The following is a 25,167-nucleotide window of genomic DNA, read 5'->3' on the forward strand; positions in this document are numbered from 1 at the left end:
GGCCGGCGGACCGTATCCGTGCCCGCCGTCACGACCATCTCATTCAGAGGCAGCCCGAACCGATGAGCAGGATCGCCTTCCACCGCCCCGCCCGGATGGCTCCGCCGCCCGTGCCGGAGGACAAGGTCGCCATCGCGGCGCCGCCGCAGTTGCCGCCGCCGAGCGGCATGTCGACCATGCTGACGCTGCTGCTGCCATTGCTGACAAGCGTCAGCATGGCGGCGTACCTGATCTCGACCGGCCGGCAGTGGATGATCCTGCTCGGCATCCTGTTCATGGTCACGTCGGTGGGGTTGAGCGTCGGCATCCGTATGCAGATGCGCGGGAAGACCCGCCAGGCCAGAGAGCGCCAGCGCGAGCGCTACCTGGACTACCTGGCGGGGATCCGGCGTCAGGCACGGCAGGTGGCTCAGGTGCAGCGGTTCGCCGCGGCCTGGGTGCATCCGAGTCCCGAGCGGATATGGGCGATCGCGGTCCGCCGGCGCCGCGTCTGGGAGCGCCGGCCCGACGATCCCGACTTCCTCAGACTGCGCATCGGCGCGGGGGACGGGCCACTCGCCATCACCCACACCACCACCAAGCGATCCGATCCGACGGTGGAGTACGACGCCCGTTCCCTGTACGCCGCCGAGGAACTCGTCGAGACCCACAGCACGGTCGAGAGGCAACCGGCGTGGATCGATGCCGGCCGGGCCGGCGTGGTGAGCCTGCTGGGGCCGGACGCGGAGACCGAGGCGGCGGCCGCCGCACTGCTGTGCCAGCTTGCCACGCTCCACGCGCCGGACGACGTGCAGGTCGCCGTCGTCACCTCCGGGGACGCGCGGTGGGAGTGGGTCAAGTGGCTCCCCCACACCCATGAACCGGACACCCGGGAGCGCGGGGCCGAGGTCGTCCCGCTGGTCGCCGAGAACCTGGGCGGCCTGGCGGACTACCTGGAGGGCGCGCTGGACCGGGCCGTCGCGGCCCGTACGGAGCGAGGAACGCGGCTGGTGTCCATGGCCGCCCAGGACAGGCCCCGGCGGCGGCTCGTCGTGGTGCTGAACGACTACGACCCACGCGCCTCCTGGACCCGGTCTCCGCTCGTGCACCGCCTGATCACGGAGGCGGGGCCGCACCTGGGCATCACCGTGGTCTGCCTGGTGACCGAAGAGGCACACGAGCCGGAGCGCGTTGACGTACGGGTGCGTCTCGACCCGTCCGGTCGCCTCACCCTGGAGGGCGCGAACGCCGGGCTGCACAGCACCGTGCAGGACGCGACCGTGGATCGGCCGGCGCCCGCCCTGCGGTCCCGGATCGCCCGTTCGCTCGCGCCGCTGCGGCTGTCGGGCGAACAGGAGCAGGTCCTGTCCCAGTCGGTGTCGCTGCCGGGCATGCTCGGAATCGGCGACGTCACGTCACTGGACCCGGCCGCCGCCTGGCGGGCACCCGACGATGAGGAACTGCTGCGCGTTCCGGTCGGCGTGACCGCCAGTGGCGAGGCGCTCGTCCTGGATTTGAAGGAGTCGGCGCAGGGCGGGATCGGGCCGCATGGGCTGGTGGTGGGTGCGACCGGGTCGGGTAAGAGCGAACTGCTGCGCACCCTGGTCACCGGGTTGTCGATGACGCATTCGCCGGAGCATCTGGGCTTCGTTCTGGTGGACTTCAAGGGTGGTGCGACGTTCGCGGGTCTGACCGGGCTGCCGCATGTCGCGGGTCTGATCACGAACCTGGCCGACGACCTGTCGCTGGTCGAACGCGTACGGGCCGCCTTGATGGGGGAGCAGCAGCGGCGGCAGCGGCTGTTGCGGCAGGCGGGCAACATCGATTCGATCCGCGACTACCAGCTCAAACAGGCGGACGGTGGTACGGACGTGGACGGCGCGCCGCTGCCGCCCCTGCCGTACCTGATGATCGTCGTCGACGAGTTCGGCGAGTTGCTGTCGCAGCGGTCGGACTTCATCGACCTGTTCGTGCAGATCGGGCGGGTCGGCCGCTCCCTGGGCATGCACCTGCTGCTGGCCACCCAGCGACTGGAGGAGGGCCGCCTGCGCGGTCTGGAGTCGCACCTGTCGTACCGGATCTGCCTGCGCACCTTCAGCGCCGCCGAGAGCCGTACGGTGATCGGCACACCGGACGCCTACAAGCTTCCACCCATCCCCGGCTCGGCCTACCTGAAGGTCGACGAGTCCATCTACGAGCGGTTCCGGGTGGCGCACGTCTCCCGGCTGTACGAGGACCCCGCCGCGCGAGAAGGCCGGCGGAAACCGATCGTGCCGGTCCCGTTCGGGCTGCGCACCCCGCCCCAGCCGGAGGACACGGCACCCGAGACCGCGGTCACCCCCGCGCCGGGGAACGGGACGACCGAGTTGGAGGTCGTCGTCACCCAACTCGCGGCGAGCAGCGCCCCGACGCACCAGGTGTGGCTGTCGCCGCTGCCGCCGCACTTCCCCCTCGACCCGCTGCTCGCCCCGGTGGAGGTCGTGCCGGGGCGGGGCCTGCGGAGTCAGGCGTGGGCGATGGACGGGGAGTTGAGGTTCCCCGTCGCCGTCGCGGACCTGCCCGCGCGGCAGGAACAGCGCCCCGTCGTCCTCGACCTGGTGGGGACCCACGGGCACCTGGCCCTCGTCGGCGCGCCGCAGAGCGGCAAGAGCACGTTCCTGCGCACGGCGCTGATCAGCGCGATGCTCACCCACACGCCCGACGAACTGCAGTTCTACTGCATCGACCACGGCGGTGGCGCGCTGCACGCCCTGGAGGGCGCCCCGCACGTGTCGGGGGTGGCCGGGCGGCGGGACGCCGAACGGGTCCAGCGCGTACTGGCCGAGGTCACCCGTCTGATCGCGGTGCGCGAACTGATGTTCCGCGACCTGGGCATCCACTCCGCCGCCGAATTCCGCGAGCTGCGCCGGACCGGCGGCCTGCCGCACGGCGTGCGCGCCGCCGACGTCGTCCTCGTCGTCGACAACTGGGGCGCGCTGCACGCGGAGATGGAGGACGCCACCGTGATGGCCACCGACATCGCCACCCGCGGCCTGGGCGTCGGGGTGCACCTGATGCTGACCGCGAACCGCTGGGCCGAGATCCGGATGGCGCTGCGCGACAGTATCGGCGGACGTCTCGAACTCCGGTTGAACGACCCGGCCGAGTCGGAGATCAACCGGCAGGAGACGCGGCGGCTGGGCCGGGTGCCGGTCGGCCGGGGCCTGATGCCGCCCGGGATCTCGTTCCAGGTCGCCCTGCCCCGCATGGACGCCGCCGACGGCCTCGACGGCCTCGCCGAGGCGCAACGCGAGCTCCTCGACGCGATCGCCGGTTCGTGGCAGGGACCGCGGGCGCCGCGGTTGAAGGTGCTCCCGGAGCGGATCAGCGTGAAGGAACTGGACGAGCTCCTCGCCGACACGTCGGCCGTCGGGAATCGGTGGGAGGGCGCCGGACGGGGACTGTCCGCGACCGAGATCCCCATCGGACTGGCCCAGACCGACCTGCGTCCGGTGGGCCTGGACCTCGCCCAGGGGCAACCGCACTTCCTCATCTTCGGAGACTCAGGTTCGGGCCGGACCTCGTTCCTGCGGACCTGGATGCGGGGCATGGGCCGCCGGTACTCACCGTGGGACGTGCGCTTCATCGTCATCGACTACCGGCGCGGCCTCCTGGACGTCCTGCCCGAGCCGTACATCGGCGCGCATGCGGGCGATCCCGAGCTGGCGGCCGTGTTCGTCGCCCAGGTCGCGGACAAGTTGAAAGAGCGGATGCCGCCGCCCGGCCTGACCGCCGACCGGCTGCGTGATCGCGACTGGTGGGAGGGGCCGGAACTCTACCTGGTCATCGACGACTACGACTTGGTGGCGAACGGCCCGGACCGGGGCCCGCTCGCGCCGCTGGCCTCCTTCGTCACCCGGGGCGAGGATCTCGGCTTCCACGTCGTGCTCGCCCGCCGCGTCAGCGGAGCCGCACGGTCGCTGATGTCGGATCCGATGGTAGGGCGGCTGCGCGAGTTCGGCGCCGACGGGCTCATCCTGTCGGGCGACCACCGCGAAGGCGTCCTGCTGGGGGACCAGCGCGCCGCGCAGCGCATTCCCGGACGCGGCCTGCTGATCCGCAGGAGACAGGAGCCGACGTTGATCCATGCCGTCGTCGACGACGAGACCGAGCCGGTGGCCGAGGCCCGGCCGGCCGGAGCCGGAAGGGAGGTCCGGTCATGAGCGATGACGGTTGGAAGACCAACATGGACGGCTGGACCGAGTGGACGGATTACGTCGGCGACCTGGATCTGAACGCCATCTTCGAGATGGGCAACGAGTGGATCAGGATGGGCGATGCCCTGTACGCCGGGCAGTTCAGCTTCGCCGATCTCGTCGCATCCCTCGGCTGGCGTGGCGGCGCCTACAGCGTCGCCCAGGAGGCCTGGCACAGCCGCATGTCGACGGTGCTGAACAACAGTGCCGACACGGCCTGGAAGATCGGCGAGGCCATCAACGCCTATGGCAAGAGCATTTATGACCAGGCGCAGCAGATGGCCGAAGAGAACAACAAGGCCTACCTGATCAACATCTTCAGCTTCGTCCTCGGTGTGGTGACGGCTCCGCTGACTCTCGGGATCGGCGCCCTGCTGTCGCTGCTGGGGAGGATCATCGGGAACCTGGTCAACGTCATCGCCCAGGTGGGCGCCAGGCTGGGCGCCCTGGGCGCGGTGGTCAGCGACTTCACCGCCGGCGCCGTCACCGGAGCCGTCGCCTCCTTCGGCATCGATATGGCCGCCAACGGACTCGCTTCGGCTGCCACGCACACCCCGGTCACCGTCGACTGGGGACAGGAGGGCTTCAACATCGGTCTGGGCGCCGCCATCGGCGGCGGCCTCGGCGCCGGCCTGGGCGCCGCCGCACGCGGTGGCAGATTCGGTGGCGTAGGCGCGGGCGAGGGCGCGCGGACCCCGACCGTCCCCGATACTCCGGCGGTCGGCAAGGGGAACCCCGCACCGGGGGCGGCGAAGGCCACCGCCGGCTCCGGCGGTGAAGTGCCGCCGGCCGTCAAGCCCGCGCAGACCTCGTTCAGCGGGTCGGGCAAGAGCGCTGACAGCGCGCCGGGCGCGAACGGCCTCAACACGCGGGCCGGCGATGGCGTGGTCAGCTCCACGTCGACGAAGACGCCGTCCGGGAACGGCGTGCGTTCGTCGAACGAGCCGCCGCCGGCCACATCGAGTCCGACTCCCGCGCCGGTTCGCACTCCGCCGGTCAACGAGAGACCGGCGGGGCCCGGTGGCGCGGACGGAACCGCTCAGGGCACGCCACCAGCCCGGTCTGCATCGCACGAGTCGAATGCCGGGTCCGCGAACACCCCGGCTTCGGAAGGCGTATCGAAGGGCCAGAACAGCCCGGCGCCGGGTGGGGAGCATCGGACGTCTTCGGATTCGGTGTCCCCTGCGCGGCGCGCCGGGGAGGCGGCCATCAAGCGGGATGCGGACTCCAAGGCGGTGCGGCCCTCGGATCAGGACGCCTCGTCTTCCGGGGATGCGCTGGGGAAGAGCGTGGTCGGCGGAGGTCGGCGCGATGGTTCGGTGTCGGATGATGGGCGGCCGGCCGGTGGTGAGGCGGGGCGTCAGGATGGTGTGAGGTCGGATTCGGCTGCGCGGCGTGCGGGGGAGGCGGCCGTCAAGCGGGATGCGGCGTCGAAGGAGGCGCGCGGTCAGGAGACCTCCTCTTCCGGGGATGCGCAGGGGAAGAGCGCGGCCGGCGGAGGCCGGCGCGACGGTACGGCGTCGAACCCGGCGGCTCGTGGAGAAGCGCCCTCGCCTACGCGGAAGGCGGCGTACGGTGCCTCGTCGAGACCGGGCACCGGTAAGTCGCCCGTGCCCACGACACGACAGCTTCTTCGCCGGGACACGGTGACCGGTGAATCGCAGCTGGTCGACGTCGGCACCGGTCGGCGGCTGGGCGAACCTCCTGCCGGCGATCCGCCGCGCTCGGCGCGGACCTCCGATGACGTGAGCACGGGCGCGGGCACGGCCGATCGTTACCGCTACTACGAGGTCGACCCGAAGAGCGGTGCGGCCAGGGAGACGAGCCTGGGTCCGAACGACCACGTGGTGAACATCAGGCCCGCCAGCGGAAAGGTCACCGAGGACAGCGGCCTCTACGTCCTCAAGGACGGCCGCATGGTCCCCGCCGGAGACGCGAAGGAACGTCTGGCCGTGTTCGACCAGGGCGACGGGAAGTGGGACGTCGCCAACATCCCCGCCGAGCCGGCCGGCGGGGCGGGGCGCGTCGTCGGCGGTGCGAAACCCACGGTCGCACCACCGCGCCAGGGAGCCGGGTCCTACCAGGTTCTTCGCCGGGACGGCACCGGCAACATCGACCTGTTGACCTTCCCGCGTCGCCCCGGCGACGTCCCGCCGCGCGGAGGGACGGAAGGCGACGGAAGTCAGTACCACGAACTGGACGGCGGCCGGGATGGGTGGCATGAGGCGCACCCGTTCGGGGCCGGGGCCGCGAAGGTCGAGCGGATCATCACGGCGCCCAGGGACTGGGTCAGCGGGAAGCCGATGGAAGGTTCGGGCCCGCCGGCCGTGCTGGTCCGCGACCAGAGAACCGGTTTGTACGAGCAGATCACCTCGATCGCCTCCGGCGGCAGGCCCGGGGACCCGGTGGGGCGGGTCTACTACCGCATCGGTTCCGACGGCCGACCACAGCCGGTGAAGTTCAGCGACGGCGTAGACGTCGTCAGCGTGTCCCGCAAGGACGGAGCGGTCACGCGTACGACCTCCTCGGTCTCCGGCGGCAACGGTGCGGCCACGCCGTACCTGGCCAAGGACGGGACGCTCACCTCCGGGTCGGGCAAGATCTCCACCGGTGAACTGCGCTTCGACGCCGACACCGGCCGGATCACCCGTGTCCAGGAGGACCCGGCCGGCTCCAACGGCCGTCCCGGCGATGGTTCCGGCGGGCCGGGCGGTGGTGGGAGAGGCACCGCCACCCGGTCGCAGCCCGGTGGCTCCCGGACCCGGACCCAGACCGGTGCCGAGACCTTCACCGATGTCGGTACGACGAGCCGCGGTGCCGCGACGTCCAGGTCGTCCGAAGGCCGGAGTGAGTCCGGGTCCGCGGCCGAGAAGGACTCGTTCGCGGGCGAAGGACGCAGGCTGGGTCCTTCCTCGGAGCACCCGGACAGCCAGGGGCGCGCCGAGGCGTTCGACCGGATGTTCGGCCGGGGGAACACCGAAGCATCATCCGGAAGCCGGGCCGGACGATCGAACACCGCACCTTCACCGGCGGGCGAGCACGCGGAGACGGCCGGCGGCCGGGTCGGGGAGTCCGAGGTTCAGGCGCCGACGACCGGGCAGCCGGAGCAGCCGCGGCCGCCGGTGACTTCGGCATCCGCCAAGAGCGAGGGGACGGCTACACCGCAGCGGGCATCGGCCGCGAAGAGCGCGGCCGGTGCCCGGTCCGGGAACGGATCGGGCCGAGAGCCCGAGCCGTCGCAGCCGGGCGCGGACTCGCGTCCTGAGTCCCAGGGGGAGTCCAGCGGGTATCCGCAGCCGGCAGCGGAGAGCGAGCGGGGATCCGAGCCACGATCGGGAGCGGACCGGCCGTCTTCCGCCGGCGACGAGCCGACGCTGCTGCCGCCCGGTCAAGAAGCGCTCGTGGTCGCTGGGCGGGTTCTGCCCACCGACACCGTGATCGTCGTCGACGGTGAGTCCCGGCACATGAACCCGGCCGACTTCGTCGACTGGGTGCGGAACCAGCAGGGCTATGAGCCGGATATGCCCGTCGTCCTGCTGGCCGGAGACGCGCGTAGGTTCGCGCCAGAGGTCGCCGCCCTTCTCGGGGCGCCGGTGACCGCGCCGTGGGCCGACTTCGTCCCCTCGCCGGCCGGTGACCTGATCGCCGGGAGAGTGGACCGTACGCCGGACGGCGCGGTCCAGCTGATCAGCGAAGACTACGACGGCTGGCACACCTACGGGCCGGACGGCCAGGACACCGAGCTCGGGCCGGTCCTGCCGGATTCCGCATCTCTGCTGAACAGCGTCGTGGCGGGCATGGTGAAGATCGGGCGACCGGTCGCCACCTGGCGATCGCCGGCCGGCCCGACGAGTGTGAGCGACGCCCGGTCCGGCGAACCGCCGTCCTCCGCGCCGTCGATCAGTTCGGTCACCGTGCACGCGGCCCCGCGTGCGGCGGACTCCCCGCACGACACGGTCGACGTCGCGGCCGAGGACGACGCGGCCCCTACGGCATCGCGGGCGAGTGACCGGCCGGGCGTTCACGCCGCTCCTCCGGCTCCTTCGGCCGGTGCGGAGACGACCGGTTCCTCCTCGGGCATCGTCCGGCCCGCGCCCGGTGGTCATGCGTCGACCTCGTCGGCCCCTACGGCAGGTGCGGGCACATCGAGATCCTTCGTCTCGCGGCGTTGGAAGAAGCTGAAGGACAAGTTGCGGAAGCCGGCGCCGGCGGGGGAACCGGCCTCGGTGCGGGAACCGGTCCAGTACGCGGCACCGCCATCGACGTCAACGCAGGCCCCGGAGCGGTCGTCGAAGGGACAGGCGGCCGAGCTGAGGAACATGTCACCGGCCGCACGGTTCGCGAAGCTGGCATCTCTGCCGCTGGAAGAGAAACGAACGAGGGCACGGAGTCCGGAATTCCTGCGGGAGCTGCGCGGCCTGCTTGCCCGGGAGGACTTCGCGGCAGTGGTGGCCCAGTTGATGGTCGAGGTGCCGTCGACCACCGAGCGGCCTGCGACCGCCCATCTGATCGCGCACGTGACCTTGACCAGGGTGCTCCGCTCCAATGCGGAGGTCGCGGAGGCGCTGGCCCGCCGCGTACGGGTGGTCGTCATTCCGCGAGGCCAGGAGATCACGTCTTTGCCGGAGTTCGCCGATCGCGCCGGCACGATGTTCGAAGGCGCGACACCGTACGAGCGGGTGCGGAGCGTCCTTCGTAAGGACACGGGCATCCTCGCCGTGGGCGAGGAACACCTGACGGGTGAAGCCGGCCTGATCTCCGGGGATCGCGATACGGGCTACTCCACCCTGACTCATGAACTGGCGCGTGGGATCTGGGAGTACGCCTTCAACGGTGAAAAGATGCCGACCCCGGCCAATAAGGAAACCATTAGGCGGCGATTCGAGACCAAAAAGACTCGAGTCGCCGAACAGTGGCCGGGCGGGCCGCCGACCAACCCCGAATTGCCTGGCAGCGTGAATGCCTCGGCGGCAGGTGCCGAGGAGTACTTCGCCGAACTTACGAACGTTTGGCTGGGGCTGAATCACGGTCGCGATGTCAGTACGGGTTTGCCGCGCAACAACACCACTAAGTGGGTAGAGAAGCGCGAGCCGTACGATGTTCTGCAAATCCTGGCGCACATCTATGGAATGGAGGGAGAGCTCGAGGAGGACAGTCCTGTCCTGGAGGACATCTACGGGGCGGCGGCACGCTTCACGAAGGAGAACCCGCTTCGCTCCAATTACTCGGAAGACGAGCTCTACCGGGCATTCCGCGAGTTCATGGGAGAGCCTGCGGAGGAGCGCCCCTCCTTCTCCCCGCAGGTGGATGTGCCGGTCGTCGTCGGCCAGTTCCAGAGCGGACCGCGACGCAGGCCCGGTGGCCGGGATTCCGCCACCGGAACGATCTTCTTCGCAGGGTATCCGCGCGATCCGGAACAGACGGCGCGATGGATCAACCGCAACTACCGGTTGGAAGAGACAGATCGCTGGATCGCCCGTGACGGGGCCTCTGCCTCGCCCCGGCCGGTGATGGTGATGACGCCCGGCGTCGAGACACGCCGCCCGGACGGCGGCCCCGCCTACTTCAGGACTCTCGCTGCGCACCTTCGCCGTCCGGTCGTCGTGGTCAACCCGTACACCGGAGCGCAGACGAAGTACCGGCCCGCCGGTTCCCCGCCGGAGGACGAGGCGATCACCACGACGGGTGGCGGGACGACCACCGGGACGCCGTCGGCGGCCGGTGAGGCGGCCACGCGGAAACCGGAGTCGCCGAAGAACCGGGCGGCCGCGCTGGAGAAGATGACACCGGCCGGCCGATTCGCGGAGCTGGCGTCTCTGTCCCTGAGAGAGAGACGGGCACTCGCGCGCGATCCGGAGTTCTCGCTGACGCTCAGCCGCGCGATACCGCCGGAGGAGTTCGCGGCCGTCGCGGCGCAGTTGATGATCGAGGTACCGCCGGCCGTTCACCGGCCGGTGACCGCCCATCGGGCCGCGCACTCGATCCTGACCAGGATGCTCCGCTACAACCCGGTCGTCGCACAGAAGCTGGCCGCCGGTAGACAGGTAGTGATCATTCCGCGCGATCGGACGCTCAGGTCCCTGCCCCAATTCTCCGACCTCCCCGAAAGATCGGCGTATGGCAGACCACTTGATTCCGTGCGGGGCCTACATCGCCCTGACAGGGGCGTTCTCGGGGTGAGCGAGGAGAGCCTCACCGGTGAGCTCGGCCTGGTAAGTGGGAACTACGACACGGGCTATGCGGTTCTGTCCCACGAGGTGGCGCACGCCATCTTGTCGGAAACGTCCTTGTACGTCGACCCGGAGGGGATCACGGCTCGAGCGCGGATAGGCATCGAGGAGTCCTTCGAGGCCAAGAAGGCGCGCGGCGGACAGTGGCCGAACGGACCGCTGACCAACCCGTACCGTTCCGGACGGCAGAACTATTCATCGCGGGACTATCACGAATACTTCGCTGAGTTGACGAACACATGGCTGGGGGTCAATTACGGGCTCGATTCGGAAACCGGCCTGCCGGCCAACAACGGTGGCGACTGGGTCAAGAAGCACGAGCCGGCGATGGTCTCCTTCCTGGAGGACGTGTACGGGCCGGCGGGAGGATTCCAGAGACCGAGTCCGGTCCTGGAGGACATCTACGGGTCGGCCGGGGGCGATGAGAAGCCCTATCCCGTCCGGCCCCTCTACGCGGAGGACGAGAGTTATCGGGCGTTGCGGGAGTTCATGGGAGAGCCCGCCGAGGAGCCACCGCCGTTTCCTCACCTGACGGATGTCCCGGTCGTCATCGGTGAGTTCCGGCGTGGACCGGAGGCCGGCCGTGGCGGTCGCCGTCAATCGACCGGACGTATCTTCTTCGCCGGATACGCGCGGAACGCGGAGGAGACGGCCCGCTGGATCACCCGTAACTACCAGCCGGAGGAGACGGATCGCTGGAGCGTCAGTAAGACGCCCCGGCCAGTGATGCTGGTGGCGCCCGGCGCCGAGAAGGCCGGCGACACTGCCCCTCCCTTCGCCTATGATCTCGCGACACAGCTTGGCCGTCCGGTCGTAGTGGTCGACCCGTCGACCGGTGCGCAGCGGAACTTCTCGCCTCCCGACGAAACTGACGACCCGTTCGGGCTGGCCGCTCTGGAGCCGGAGAACCAGCCGCGCCGGCGGTCGAATTTCATGCCCTCCCTTGCGGCACCTCCGCCGAGGGACTGGCGGGCCGACTGGTATGCGCGGCCGTCGGCACCGACCTCCGACGGGCCTCACGCCAAGGGGCCGGGGCTCGGCCATGCCGCTGCGGGAGTGGCGGGGGCGGCCGGGGACGTGGCATCGAGCCCGGACCCGGCCGGCGAGTCGAGCATGTCCTTGCGCGGCGGAGGCTCCGATCGCGACCACTCGGCGCTACGCGGGTGGACGCGTGGGACGGTCAGATTCCGGGGGCTCGGCTGGGCGCACAATCCGCGGCCGGCGGCTGTGCGGGGCTGGAGACGCCTGGTGGCGGGATCTCCGCGTCTCGACTCGGGTGCCGCGGAGGGCGGTGACGCGCGGGGCCACGGGCGCGCTCCGGCCGAGGACGCGGACGCCGGATCCTCGGGCTCGGCACAGCAGCCGCCCCCCGCGGACGGCGGTGGAGTCCCGCGCCCCGCGGCGTCCCGGCCCGCCGATGAGGGTGACGCTCCGACCTCGTCCCGGAAAGCGTCCGGAGGCAAGCGCGTCCGCTGGGCGGATCTGGAGGATGACGGAACCCGGGAAGCCCCCGCATCTCAGGCCGGCGGTCAGGAGGAGACCGGTCCGGTGCCGGGCGGCGTGTTCGATGAGGCCGTCCCGTCGGCGAAGGTCGAGGACGTGATCGGGGCGGCGACGATGTACGCCACGGCGGAGGGCCGTCCGGTGGTGCTCTCGCTGCCGGGGGCCGCCGAGGACGGCCCGCGCCTCGACGATCAGACCGTCGAACTGCTCGCGAAGGTCGCGCCGCCCCAGACGGTGTTCGTCACCGGGCGGGTACGCGAGGGCGCGTTGACGGTCGGTGACGCGCCGGTCGACCCGGCCGTACTGGCCACCCTGATCGCCGCCCGGGCACCCGGGCACCAACCCTTCCTCCTGATGCCGGGATCGGGGAGAATCGCAGGGTCCCTGGCGATCGAGACCGGCGGTCCGGTGCCGGTCGCCCCGCACGGCGTGCTCATCGACGTCGGCAAGGGCACGGTGACCGCCGCTGTCAGCGGCAAGGCCCCGGCCGGACGGCCTGCTCAAGCGGGCTTCGAGGTCTACGTTCCCGCGGAGGGGGCAGAGGGATCGGACCCGTCATCGGCGTACGTCATGCGGCCGATGAATCGTGCGACGCTGTCCGTCCCCGCCGACGCGCCGCCGGCGACCGGAACGACGAGCTCCGGCAGAACGGACACGAAGCCGGCCGCGTCGAACGCCGGCACCGATGTGCCGGCCACGGACGCGGGCACCTGGGAACCGCAGCCGCCGGCATCGCCGAGCCCGGCCGGGACGACGCCGATGACGGTCGACCGGGCGGCTCTGTCGGCCCTGCTGCCGCGGCTCGGGCTGCCGTACATGGGGCAGCTGATCGCGGCGATCCGGCAGGAGGCCGCCGCGCAGGGCGTCACGCTTCCCGAGGATCCGATGCGCATCCTGGTGAAGCGGCTGGTCAGCAACTACCCGTACGCACTGGGCGACAGCGGGAACGACGCGAACACCAGCGGCCTGCTCGTTCCGCTGGGTGAGGCCGAGGTGCTGGTCACCTTCGATCCGACGGATCCGCACACCCTCGACAACCCAGCGGGTGCGACGGACGGGCGGCCCGCCACCCTGCCGGCTCCGGACGGGGAGTACGTCGGAAACGAGACGATCAACGCCACGTACGCCACCGGTGCGCACGTCCAGACGACCAGCGGCCAGACGGAGCAGACACGCGCCTCGATCAAGCTGGGGTTCGGGATCGGCGTGGGGGTGGGGCCCCTGAACATCGTGCGGGCCGGTGTCTCGATCAGCGGGACGGCGAACCAGTCGAAACGCAGCCTGAGCCACATCGAGGACGCCGAGGGCGGTCATGTTGAGGACTACCGGGGCGCGTCGACACTACTGGCGTTCCGCCCCAACATCTCGTTCAAGCTGCGCACCGACCGCGAGGACCGGAAGGCGCCGGGCTGGGAGCGGATCAAGCCGGTCCGGATCGCGGATCCGGGCACGGAGAAGCTCATGCTATGGACACCCGAGCCGTACCTGAAGGAGCCGTCGGCCAACCCCGTCACCGCGACCGGGGAGGGCGTCGACATCGAAGCGCTCCCCCCGCATTTCTACGCCTCGGGCCTCACGAACCTGCCGAAGTTGTTCGACGAGATCATCGACACGCTGGCGTCGCAGGGCCTGAACCTGAAGATCGGCGACGTCACACGCGACGAACTGCTGCAGAAGCTGTGGAACCTGAACACCCACCTGGACAAGGCGGTCAACGCCAAGCGGGGCTACCGGTTCACGCTGCACGACGAGTACGGCGATCCGCGCGCCGCGGTGCAGATCCACGCCGGACGGCTGCCGGCGGGTGCCCGACCGGTGGGAGCCCCCAGCGACAAGGCGCACGTGGAGGTACCCCGAACCGCCATCGACGGGACCAGCGGCGGCCACACCGTCGCGCACTCCAGCACGGTCACGCCGCTGCTCGTCGACGTCGGCTTCGCTCCGCCCAACGTCCCGGGCCTGTCGCTCACGGCGAGCCTCTCCCTCGGATACACCTCCAGCAACGAAGACTCGATCTCGGCGGGCAAGACGGGCCTGTGGGTGATGGTGCCGCGCTATACGGGCCACACCGCCGCGTACAGCGTGGAGTTCGTGCTCCAGGCGAAGGTGATGGTCCGCCGGCCCGCCAAGACGAAGGACCCCCGGCCGGCGACGAACCCGGTGTGGAGCCGTGGGCTGGTGCGGTTGACCGAGCCCGACGCGTTCAAACACGGGTTCCCGATCGACCGTGACGCCCTGAAGCCGCGACAGCGGCCCACCGGCGGCACTGTTCCGTACGATCCCGACGCGCTCACCCTCGGTCCCCGCGTCAAGGACACGGAGACCAAGAAAGGCACGGAGACCGGGAAGGACGCGGAGACCGGGAAGGACGCGGAGGCCCGGGAGGCGGCGTCGCCCGTCAAGCTGCCGGAGTACCTGTTCGAGGGCAAAGGAATCGGGTTCGGCACCGTCAAGCCCGATGAGTCGACCATCGACGAGATCAAAGAGATGATCGCGTCGGCGGTGCGGCCGATGGGCTTCCTGCCGGAGGACGAGGTGGACCCGTTCGCCGGCGAGCACTGGTACACCCACGGCAACAAGATCATCAGTCGGCTGGACAACGAGGAACTGCTGGACAAGATGGTCTCCGTCTGGGGCTTCGCCTCCCATCACGACGGGATGCTCCAGGACGGCATGAGGTTCACGCTCAAGAAGCGCCGGGGCACCGCGGACATCGACCTGGACGTCGACTCCGTCGAGGTGGAGATCAAGGCGACGCAGCGGAAGGACAGGCCACCGAAGTACCTGGGGACCACGGACGAGTACCACCTCGTCAATCTGCCGATGGGCATGGACATCGTCGGGACGTCCACCAGCCACTCCCGCAAGCTCGCCGGCGGCGTCGCGTTCAAAGCGCTGTACCTGTTCCTCCAGAACGCGTTGTCCGGCATCGAGGCACAGCGCAGCATCGGCGCCACCGACTCGGTGACCTTCATCAACAACCAGCCCGACCTGCTCGAGCACCCGGGCGAGGCGCTCGAGGTCGAGCTGATCAACGACTACCAGGTCACGTTGCGCTTCCAGCACTCCGGGCAGACCGGCAAGATCAACAAGGGCGGTCGTGACCAGGTCCTGCCCACGTTGGAGGGGCAGCGGGCGATCGCGCACCTGCTGCCGATCGACCTGGCCGAACAGCCGTCGCCGGACCAGATGTCGGTGCCCGAGCGGCTGAAGGCCGAGAAGTGGACGCCGGCCGACGTCCTGGACCAGGGGGTCGTCTTCCACGCGGATGCCACGGGCCTCACCGCAGCCGCGGGCTCCATGCTGGCGGATCTGGTCGGACCGGCGGGGACGGCGAACCAGAACGTGAACGCGTTCGCCGGGCTGACCAATGTACGAGCGCACCTGAAGGAGATCCTCAACCACGAATACACGACCGACGAGCTGTTCGACACCGGCTTCTTCCGCAACACGCTGGCGGCGCTGGACATCGCCGGCGACCTGGGCCCGTCCCGGTTCGTCGGCGCCACGTCCGACAACTTCGTGCTCGGCATCATCAAGCTGCTGCTGCTGGAGAGCAGGCTCAGCGCCAGCGGCTCGAAGGGGCTCGCCTGGGACCAGCTGAACACCGCCTTCGGCGGCAACCTCACCGACACCGTCGCACTAGTCGGCGGGACCGACGTCAACCGGCGCTGGCAGTGGAACAGGTCGCGGGCCGGCGCGCGGGTCGGCGGCAAGGAGTACATCCAGGTCGACGTCAAGCGGGTGTTCCTGTACCGGGCCCCCGCGAACTTCACGGTCAGCGGCCGGCTGGAGAAGCACGCGAAACTGCTGCCCTCCTCCCACACGGAGCACCGGCCGCGGCAGGTGAACGACCGCACGCTGCTGTACGTGCTGACCGAGCCTGAAGCGCTGAAGTGGTACGCGAACGGGACGCTGCCGGTGTCGGACGCCGAGCTCACCAAGTCGCTGACCCGATGGCACGACGGTGACCTGCGCCTGACCGGCGACGTCGTGGCCGGGGTCCTCACCCGATGGCACACCGACCTGACCGCACGGCCGAAGCCCCGTACGGCGGACCTGGACCTCGTGATCCGGCTGGGCTTCGACCTGGCGCGGATGCACGGCAAGGGCGGCCTGCGGGTGATGGACCCCGCCACCAGGGAAGGTTTCAGCACGGCCTTCGGCCGGCCGCTGGCCGATCCGCCCGGCACCGGCCGTCAGGTCGACATGCCACCGGACCTCGTCGAGTACGCGGCGGGCGGGGGGACGTTGCCGCACGAGCGGTTGACGGAGGCGATGACCGCGTGGCAGGCCGGTGCCCTCGACCTGACCGGCGACGTCGCGGCCGGCGTCCTGCACCGGTGGGTGACCGAGGTGCCCAAGCCGCCGGACGACCTGCCTCCGGTCGACCGCGCGGCCATGGCCACGACCCTGGCCGGCCGGCACACCCAGGACGTCTCTCCCGTACGGGACGAGGCGGTCCGGGCCGCCTTCGAGGCGGCCTTCGGCAAGCATCTGCCCGAGCCGCCGCTCCCGTTCGAGGAGCTCCGGCTGCCGGAGTACCTGATGGGCAAGAGCCCGCTCACCGGCCACAGTGGCCTGCACACGTGGCGGCACCGAAACGGCAAGTCGACCTATCGAATCGTCAGGGAACAGGTCGACAAGGCCGCGCCGGGACTGCTTTCGGCCGGTGCGGAGGTCTGGGACCGCGAGGGCCGGGTCATCGGCCGCCTGCAGGGCGGCGTGGACGCTCTCCAGGGATTGCTGGCCAAACGCCGTGACCAGGCCATGCTCGACGAACTCTTCGGCGAGGACGGCCTGTCCCTCTACCTGGTCCACCCGCACGGGTGGTTCCTGACGGACGTCGTCGAGGTGAATCTGCGCGTCGCTCTGGGGGAGCCGGAGGTACGCGACTTCGCGCCGGGCAACGGCAACGAGGTCTACCTGCACGGCTACCAGAGCATGGCCACGTCGACCTCGCGTGACGTGGCGCAGGGCGCGACCCTCGTCCAGCTCTCAGCCGGTGGCCGGCAGACCACCACCGGGGGCGGATCAGGTGCGCTGAAGACCTCTGCGAGCAACCACCGAGGGGTCACGCGCGCCGAGACGAGCGTCGCCGAGCAGACGGCGTACGGTTCCGATCACTACATCCTCGGCTTCGACACCGAGCTGACGGCGCAGGTGCGGCGGCTCGGCATGCCCCACCGCCCGCTGAACAACCTGCTGGACAAGTCGTTCGACGGCTGGACCCGCCACAGCGCCACCAGCACGGTCACGGTGGACGGCACGCTGGAGCTCCAGCTGCCGCGCACGCTCGCCGAGTCGGGCGCGGCGGACACCGTGCACCCGCGGCCGGATCTCACCCCGCTGCCCGAGCTGCCGGGCAACGCCTTCGTCACCGGGGTGGTCTTCGACGATACGGTGCGGATCGGCCGTGACCTCCTGGCGCGGGTGTTCCCCCCAAGCGTGATCGGCAGGCTGTTCGGCGCCCGGGCCGGGGATCCGGACACCCGGTCCAGCCTGTCACTGCCGGTGCTGTTGTCCCGGATGCACCTGGCCGGCCATCTGCGGGAAGCGACCGGCGGTAACACCTACAAGATGAGCGACGACATCTTCGACCCCGGCGACGACGGCAAGCGGGCGACGATGTGGCTCAAGGGCGGCCTCAGCGGGCTGGAGGTGCTCGCCCCGCTGAAGAAGGGCACCGGCATCGGCCGGTACGGCAAGCACCAGAGCGGCACCACGGTCAGCGCGAGCACCGATCACACGCGCGGCACGGTGGACGCCGCGGTGAACGTGCACGGCCCGATCGGCGAGCACCAGCCCGGCCACTCGTGGCAGCCCGAGACCGGCAACGGTCGTACCACGTCGTTCAACGACGGCTCCGCCGGCACCGAGAACTCTCGCGAAGAGGGACACGGCAAGGAAAGGGGCCCGCTCTACCTGGTCCGGATGCGCTTCCACGGCCACCTGATCGCCGACCTGTTCCGCCGGCCCCTGTTCGGCACTGCCAAGCCGAAGGGCCGGTTCTACAGCGACCCGATCAACGGTCACGTGTACGCGAAGCTGTACCAGAGCCAGATCGACGGCATCCGAGCCGAGATCGCCGAGACGAACGTCGCGACCCGGCCGAAGCAGGAGTCCTGGCCCGCGATGGACAAGGCGCCGAGCTTCGACCTGGTGCCGCTCCTGGCCCGAGCGGCGCAGGAGCAGCGGGAGGCGCGGCGAGCGTATCAGGGCGTCGCCCGGCACATCCGCCGGCAGCTCGGCGCCGACCGGCCGGTGGTCCTGACCGTCGACGAGAAGGCCCTCGCCGCGCGGGCCTACCAGTCCGTGCTCGACTGGGGGCTGCGGATCATGCGAGCCGACCTGACGGCGGCGCGAGAGATCGACCCGACCGTCAGGACGCCGGCCGCGCTGGTGCGGTACGAGCTGCTTCCGCCGGCTCCCGGCGGCTCGGCCGAGAACATCCGCGCGGCCACGAGCGAGATCATCGAGGCCGTCAACGGGGTGCACGCTCTCCGGCCGGACGACCGGACCGGCGGGCCCGCCGCACTGCCACCACTCGCGGCGATCTCGCAACTCGACCCCGCCGACCTGGGCCGTGACGTCGCACACGCGCTGGGAGCGCACGTACGGGTGGACGTCACCGTCTCTGACGGCACCGTGCGCCGGACCTGGAGCTCACCGAGCGGCAGGACGTATTTCTACGACCCGGCCACGGCGCGCTGGGATCCGGGAACCCGCGGCGGCGCGCTGTGGGTCTTCGACCGGACCGGCTCCCGGAGCCGGGTCTTCACGTCGGCCATGGCCGAACAGCAGGGGCTGGTGTCGCCGGAGCTGCGCGGGGACCTGGACCGCTACGGTCTCGACTACCAGGAGATGGGACGGCTCTACCTGAGTGCGCAGGCCCGGCAGCAGACGCTCGAACAGGCCGTACGCGCCGAGCTCGGCGACCGCGCGCGACGGCTGGCCGAACAGCATCCCGCCCTGCCGGAGCTGCTGCGCCGTGCCGCCGCCGTCCGTACTCACTGGCGGAACGAGGAGAACCGGCTGAACCGGCAGCGGGTGCCCCTGCTGAACATCTCCGCCGATGACGCGTCCCTGTCCGAGTGGATCCGGCTCCACGAGGCGGAGGAGAACGCCGAGGCCGCGGGCCGGCTGCTGGCCGACCTGCGGGCCACGGCGCGCGGCGGACCCGGCGCTCCGGCCTGGACCGCACAGGCCGTACGGTCGGCGGCGGTCGGCCTCGACCGGTTCGACGGTCTCGGACTGCCCGAGCGGCTCGACGAGCCGCCCCCGTCCATCCGCACACCGAGCCCGAGTGACGCGCCACCCGCGCGGGTGGCCGATGCCGAGCAGCCGGAGCCCGAGACGTCGTCCTCCGCACCGGCCGGACTGTCGGTGAGTCTTCCGAGCGTGAGCGCCGCACCTCCAGTCGTGGGGGATGCGCGCGGTGGGGGCGCGGCCGCTCCGTCCGCCGCCGGATCGACCGGGCGCGCCGACGACACGGACGATGCGCGGCCGCCGGCCGACCGGGTGCGCGCATCCGATCGTCCCGTCGCGGCTGGTGCCGGGACGACCGGTCGGCCCGCGTCGCCCGATCCGCGCTTGGCGGCCGTTGTGGCGCAACGGATGATCGAGGTACCGCCCGCTGTGGAGCGCCCCGCGTCGACCCGGCACGTCCTCCACGAGGTCATCACGCGGATGCTCACCTACAACCCGGATCTCGCGGGAAAGGTGCTCAACGCGGGCGCGACGGCGGTGATCATCCCACGCGGTGCGGCCCTCACCTCTTTGCCCCGCTTCCGCCGGTACGAGGGACAGAACACCGCGGACGGCAGGCCGTGGCAGCAGGTCCGCGGTCAGCACGAGGGTGTCGTCGTCGCGATCGGCGAGGAGAACCTTCTCGGCGAGCCGGGCCCGGGGGGCACCACCTACAGCAACGGTTACTCGTCTGCGACGCATGAGATCGCGCACTTCTTGTACGAGTTCCTCGATGCCGAAGCCAAGAAGTTCATCCGGAGGCGCTTCGAGAAGAAGTTTCAGGCAGGAACGGCCGCGCAGTGGCCGGACGGACCCCGTACCAATCCGAAGCGGCCCGGCAGCAGGAACTACTCGTCGCTGGACGAGCGGGAGTACTGGGCCCAGCTGACCAACGTATACATGGGCACGAACGCCGGACTGGACCCCACCACCGGTCTCCCGCGTAACAACACGTTCCAGTGGATCTTGGACCACGAGAAGCCGATGCTCGATCTCCTGGAGCGGACCTACGGCCCGCCGGGACTGGTCCAGGACGCCAATCCCGTCCGCCGGGCCAGGGCGGAGCAGTCGAGCCACCAGGGTTACCGGACGTTCATGACGAATCTGGGTTCCCTCGAGCCGGCTGCCCGCACCGCCCGGAACGGAGGCGACCGGCGGCCCTCCGCGACCGCCCCGCTGGCCGGCGGCGAACCGACGCCGGCTTCCCCGCCCGACGAGGCCCCGGTCGTCGTCGGCGCGTTCGACCCCGCAACGCGAACGATCTCCATAGCCAGGCGGCCCCATGAACGCGACTCGGCCGCGCATGCCTACGACGCGGAGCAGACGGCACGCTGGATCACCCGCCACTACACCCTGACCGATGGACCGGTCATGGTGATGCCGGCGCGGAAGGACCCGGGCCCGGTGACCGCCGGGCCGGGAATGCCCGGCCCGGCGGGCGAGCCCTCCTTCGCCGATGATCTCGCGACGCGCCTCGGCGTTCCCGTCATGGTCGTCGACCCGTTCACGGGGGCGCAGACGGAGCATCGTCCCGGCGCCGAAGCCGCCACGGTGCCGGAACAAGCCATAGCCCAGGCGTCCGCAGTGGAAGCCCCGGCCCCGCCGTCCGGACCAGGCTTTCCGGCTCCTCCGCACGTACCCGCCGCTGGACGGCCCGCACCGCCGTCGGACGGCATCAAGCCGTCTCGCCTGGTTACCACATTTCGTCTGGTGACACCTTCGCGCAACACGTCGTACGGACGTATGTCGCCTGATCAGGTGCTGGATGCGGCGCCGTTCACCAGCCGTGACCCGGGCGCGGTAGTGGAGAAGGATGTCCCGGACGACGGCAGCGCGGCGTCCTTTCCGCGATTCAGGGTGGCCAGGCCCGTTGTCCCGGAGGACCACCCCGTGCTGGAGGTGTCCGGAGACTCCACCGTCGCGGTCAACACCGGTGCCGCCTTCGTCAAGGAGTTCTACGCGGTCCGTGAAGCGGTGATGAGGGCAAATGCCGTTATGGAGAAGGCCCGGGGCAACGTCCGTCTGAGCGTCGATACGAAGACGTACATAGAGATCGACCATGAGGGTTCGACCCGGCGACTCTTCAGGGTGAAACCAAGCTTCTTGTCCGAGCCCGCGGATGTCTGCCGTGACTTCTCCGCGCAGAACATCGGTGACTCCCACACCCATGCTGTGCTGTATGACGCCCGGCCCGCCTCCGCGGGCGGCACCGGCAGTGTGGCGACGGCCCCGATCGACACGGGTAGCGAGGTCGAGGTGTCGGGCACCCACCACCTCGCGGACTTCCTCGCGTCCGCGGCCGACGACCCGGCGCTCTTGGGCAAGGTGAATCCGTCCACCGCCGCGGACCAGGTTGGTCGGGCCTTCATCGCGCCGGTGTCCGCCTGGCCCACGCCGGGGCAGAGGTACGGCAGCGCACTGAATTCGGCGGATCCGGAGAACGCCCACCGCCACCGGAGTCTCACGGCGGAGGAGGCCGCGGTCGGGGTCAACTCGAGCGCCTTCGCCAGGCTCGGCGAGGCGTATGTGATCCAGGCCGTGGCGTCACGTCTGGACGAGAAGGGTCTGCGCGACTTCGGTCCCGACTTCACCTCACCGGAGAGCGGAGGCTTCGATGTCCCATCCCGCGGTATGCCCCCCTATCACTTCGGCTCCGTCGTCTTGGAAAGCCTGGACGGACAGCACCAAATCACCATTGAGAACGCCAATTTCCGCCGGGAGACCCGATCTCGTCTCCATGCCGTGCTGGAGAAGAATCTGGAGTATTACGGGGTTGACCTCGATCGGATTCAGTCGGTTCTGGACCAGGCGCTTCGAGAGGGAAGCCTCAGCCGGGGCGACCACCGATTCGAGCTCCTGAACTCGCTCAGGCGGATTCGTGAGGCCGAGCAACAGCTCGCCGATCTGGACCGCGACATCGAGAACTCGCCCGTGGTCACCGACGAGTTGGAGCGGCGCCGGTATCTGCTGGCCGGGGAGCCCGCCGCGGCACGTCGTGATGCCGTCAGGAGCCTCACCGCGATCTTCGCGGAGGACTTCGGCTCCGCCGGGAGCATGTGGTTCGTCAGAATGTACGGGCGTGCCCCGGGGGAGTCGTTCCATGAGCGCAACCTCCGCGACTTGCGCGACGTCTCCAGCCGTCGAGCCAACCCGATCACGATGGTGCTCGTCGGGGGCCAAGAGGACCAGCGCCAGGAGTTCGAGTACTCGCCGGGTCGCACCACACTCGACACCGTTCAGAAGGCGCGTCTCGACGCCTTCGTGGCCAAGGTCGCCAAGGCCACCGCCTGGCGGGCGGCACAGAACCAAGAGAACATCGCCTTGCCGCACATCGACGTCACCGTGCGGTCCGTACCGTCCGAGACAGGACTCGCGGACATCAGGGCCGAGGCGATGGCGGACGCCATCCGGACTCGTCTCGGCGCACGGCTGAAGCAGGAGAAGGGCGGCGGGCTGACCGCGGTCGACGTCAAGATGACCGTGCGCAGGGCCGACCGGGACCCGCGGGAGATCCGGGAGATCTTCGGAGACGCCTCCATGGAGGTCACCTCTCAAGTCGTCGTGGAGGCATTCATGGAGGGCGACCCGGCGGAGAAGGTCGACCTCGGCGATGAGCAACTGGCGACGCTGGCACGTGCGACGGGAGTGCACAAGGCCGGCGGCCCGTGGGGCAAGGCCCGCGGTACCCTCACCGCGGTCACCGAGACCCGGCTGAGCACGATGCGGGACATCGTCCGGGCGGGCAAGTCCCTCGACGGCCACGCGGGAATGCCCTCGACGAGACGGCTCACCGGCCTCCGACGCCTCGCCGACGTACTCGGCCGGGAGTACGGGCACACCGGCCCCTTCCGTCTGGAGCACTTGGACCCGTTGGCACGCGATGTCTTCGCGCTCGGCCCGAACGTGACGGTCGGCCACGGACACCTGGCAGACCTCGTGGGACTGGCCGACAAGGCGAAGAAGAGCGGAAGTCATATCACGGCCGAGGCGCTCAAGGCGGCCGCGCGCCAGGCGGCCGGAAGCGAGGTCCGCGACACCCCGGGTGTGCCGGCGCCGGACGCGGATTCCGGACAGATGCCGCGGCCGGCGGCGACCATGGCCCGGCCACCGGCCGGGGCGGGGAGCGGCTGGGAGGACGTCGTCGAGGTGGGCGGCGGCCGGCCGACGGTGCCGCAGGCAACGGCGCTCGAGCGGATGGCGCTGCGCCTGGTGCCGGTTCTCGCGGCCGGCGACGACGTGGTGCACGCCATGCAGGCGGTGGCCCCGGCCGAGACGTCCGTGGCCGCCCGCGGGCGGCCGGCGTCCCCGGCCGAACTGCGGGCGTACCTGGCGGACGCGCTCGCCGCCGACCTGGACCGCGATCCGGGCCGGCGCCGGTTCTGGCCCACCCTGCGCCTGCCCGGCGATGCCACGGATGGCCGAGGGCGCGCCATCGTCGCCGCGCTTATCTCGCCGGACGGTACGGCCGAGGCGGACGAGCTGTTCCTGGGCGCGGCCGCCGCCGTCTTGGGGCTGCGGGTCACCGCCCTGCGGCCCGATGGTGGCACCGTCGAGTTCGGACCGCCGGCCGGCCGGTCGGTCGTGCTCGTGCGGCTGCCCGAGCCCGGCCCGTACACCGGTCGCTGGGCCGGCACCGAGCCGATCGCGGACGGCGGATCGCCGGCGGGCACGTCCGGACATCCCGCACCGCCCACCGGCGACGGCGGGCGCGCCGTACCGCCGTCGGCGCGGAACGCCCCATCCGCGGAGGCCACGGCCCGGACGCCGGTCGCGAACCTCGGCGCCGATCCCTTCCAGGGGAACGCGGGTGACGGCACGGACGGCATGAAGAGACGCGAGCCGACTTACGACGCCGGCCACGCCGGCCATGCCGGAGAGGGCACGAGCGGGGCGGCGGCCGGGAGGGTCGACCGATCAGGTGGCGAGGCGTCGTCGATCGCCGGAGAGTTCGGTGTCCAGGTGGACTCCGGCGCCGCGGTGACCGCGGTCAGGGAGAAGAACCCGCGAGCCGATGCGGGAGCCCTCGCGAAGGTACGGGAGCGTCGGTGGTCGCCGGAGGAGTTGAGTGCGGTACGTGCCGCCCTCGAGCACTACGCGCCGATTCTCGGCATGCGACGAGAACGGTCGAACCGTGCCGGAATCGACCAGGAAGTCTCCTGGATCGGTGCCGTTTCCTTCGGCATCACCCGACGCGGGATCGATTACGGCATGGCCGGAGAGTACATCGACTCTCACAAGACGGTGACCATGTACGCTCCGATTCTCCTCGCGAAGGATCTCGGCGGCGGCAGACGGGAGATCGAGGGCACCGTCACCCACGAACTGGCGCACGGGCTCCTCAAATACGCCCTGCCCGAGTTCACCGAGGCGTTCGGAAGCTGGGGGGCGGACGGACGGCCGAAACTGCCCGAGGGCGTTGAACCCCCCATTACGGCCGAGACCGCGGCCGCGGACCTCGAGGCGTCGATCAGATCATCGTTCTTGACACCGGAAAGGCTCGCCGCCCGATCGCCGAAACACGCCGCGGCCGTCGCGACGTTGAAGCAGCGGTATCCGGAGCTGTTCGAACTCAAGCCCGATGAATACCGGTGGACGGCCGCCACGCGCATCGCCGCGGAGTTGAACGCACAATTGCCCGAGTTCGCCAGGATGGCGGGCAGCTGGACCGAGGACGGCTGGCCCAAGTTCTCCGGTGAACGACCCATCACCCGCTATGGCGCGACTAACGCCAGGGAGGATATTGCCGAGACGGCGAAATACTATTTCCTGGAGCCCGAAACTCTGCGGGCGAAGGCGCCGGAACGCGCCGCCTTCTTCGACCGGCTGATCGCCGAATGGGGCGTGCCAACGCCCGAACCCTCGCTTACGGCCGACGGGACCGAGTACGCCGCCATGCCCCGCGAAGCCATGGACGGCCCGCCCCCGACGACGGCCGGGGACGACGCCCGACCCGAATGAACAGATCAAGGGAA

2 protein-coding genes are annotated in these 25,167 nt (G+C 70.5%); both read left to right on the forward strand.

Annotated elements, in window-relative coordinates:
- The first annotated feature begins 62 nt into the window (after positions 1–62).
- Positions 63–4,181, forward strand: a complete 4,119-nt coding sequence (eccCa, locus tag QSK37_RS41335; protein ID WP_285632431.1) for a type VII secretion protein EccCa — start codon at positions 63–65, stop codon at positions 4,179–4,181.
- Positions 4,178–25,153 (forward strand): hypothetical protein, encoded by a 20,976-nt coding sequence (locus tag QSK37_RS41340; protein WP_285632434.1) that lies wholly within the window; start codon positions 4,178–4,180, stop codon positions 25,151–25,153. Before eccCa ends, QSK37_RS41340 begins: the two co-directional genes overlap by 4 nt.
- Positions 25,154–25,167: the final 14 nt, after the last annotated feature.

Origin of the sequence: Actinoallomurus iriomotensis (assembly GCF_030269445.1) — a bacterium.
Lineage (GTDB): Bacteria > Actinomycetota > Actinomycetes > Streptosporangiales > Streptosporangiaceae > Actinoallomurus > Actinoallomurus iriomotensis.

Coding starts and splice junctions, on each gene's coding strand:
- QSK37_RS41340 (WP_285632434.1), top strand. CDS start 4,178: ATGAGCGATGACGGTTGGAAGACCAACATGGACGGCTGGACCGAGTGG.
- eccCa (WP_285632431.1), top strand. CDS start 63: ATGAGCAGGATCGCCTTCCACCGCCCCGCCCGGATGGCTCCGCCGCCC.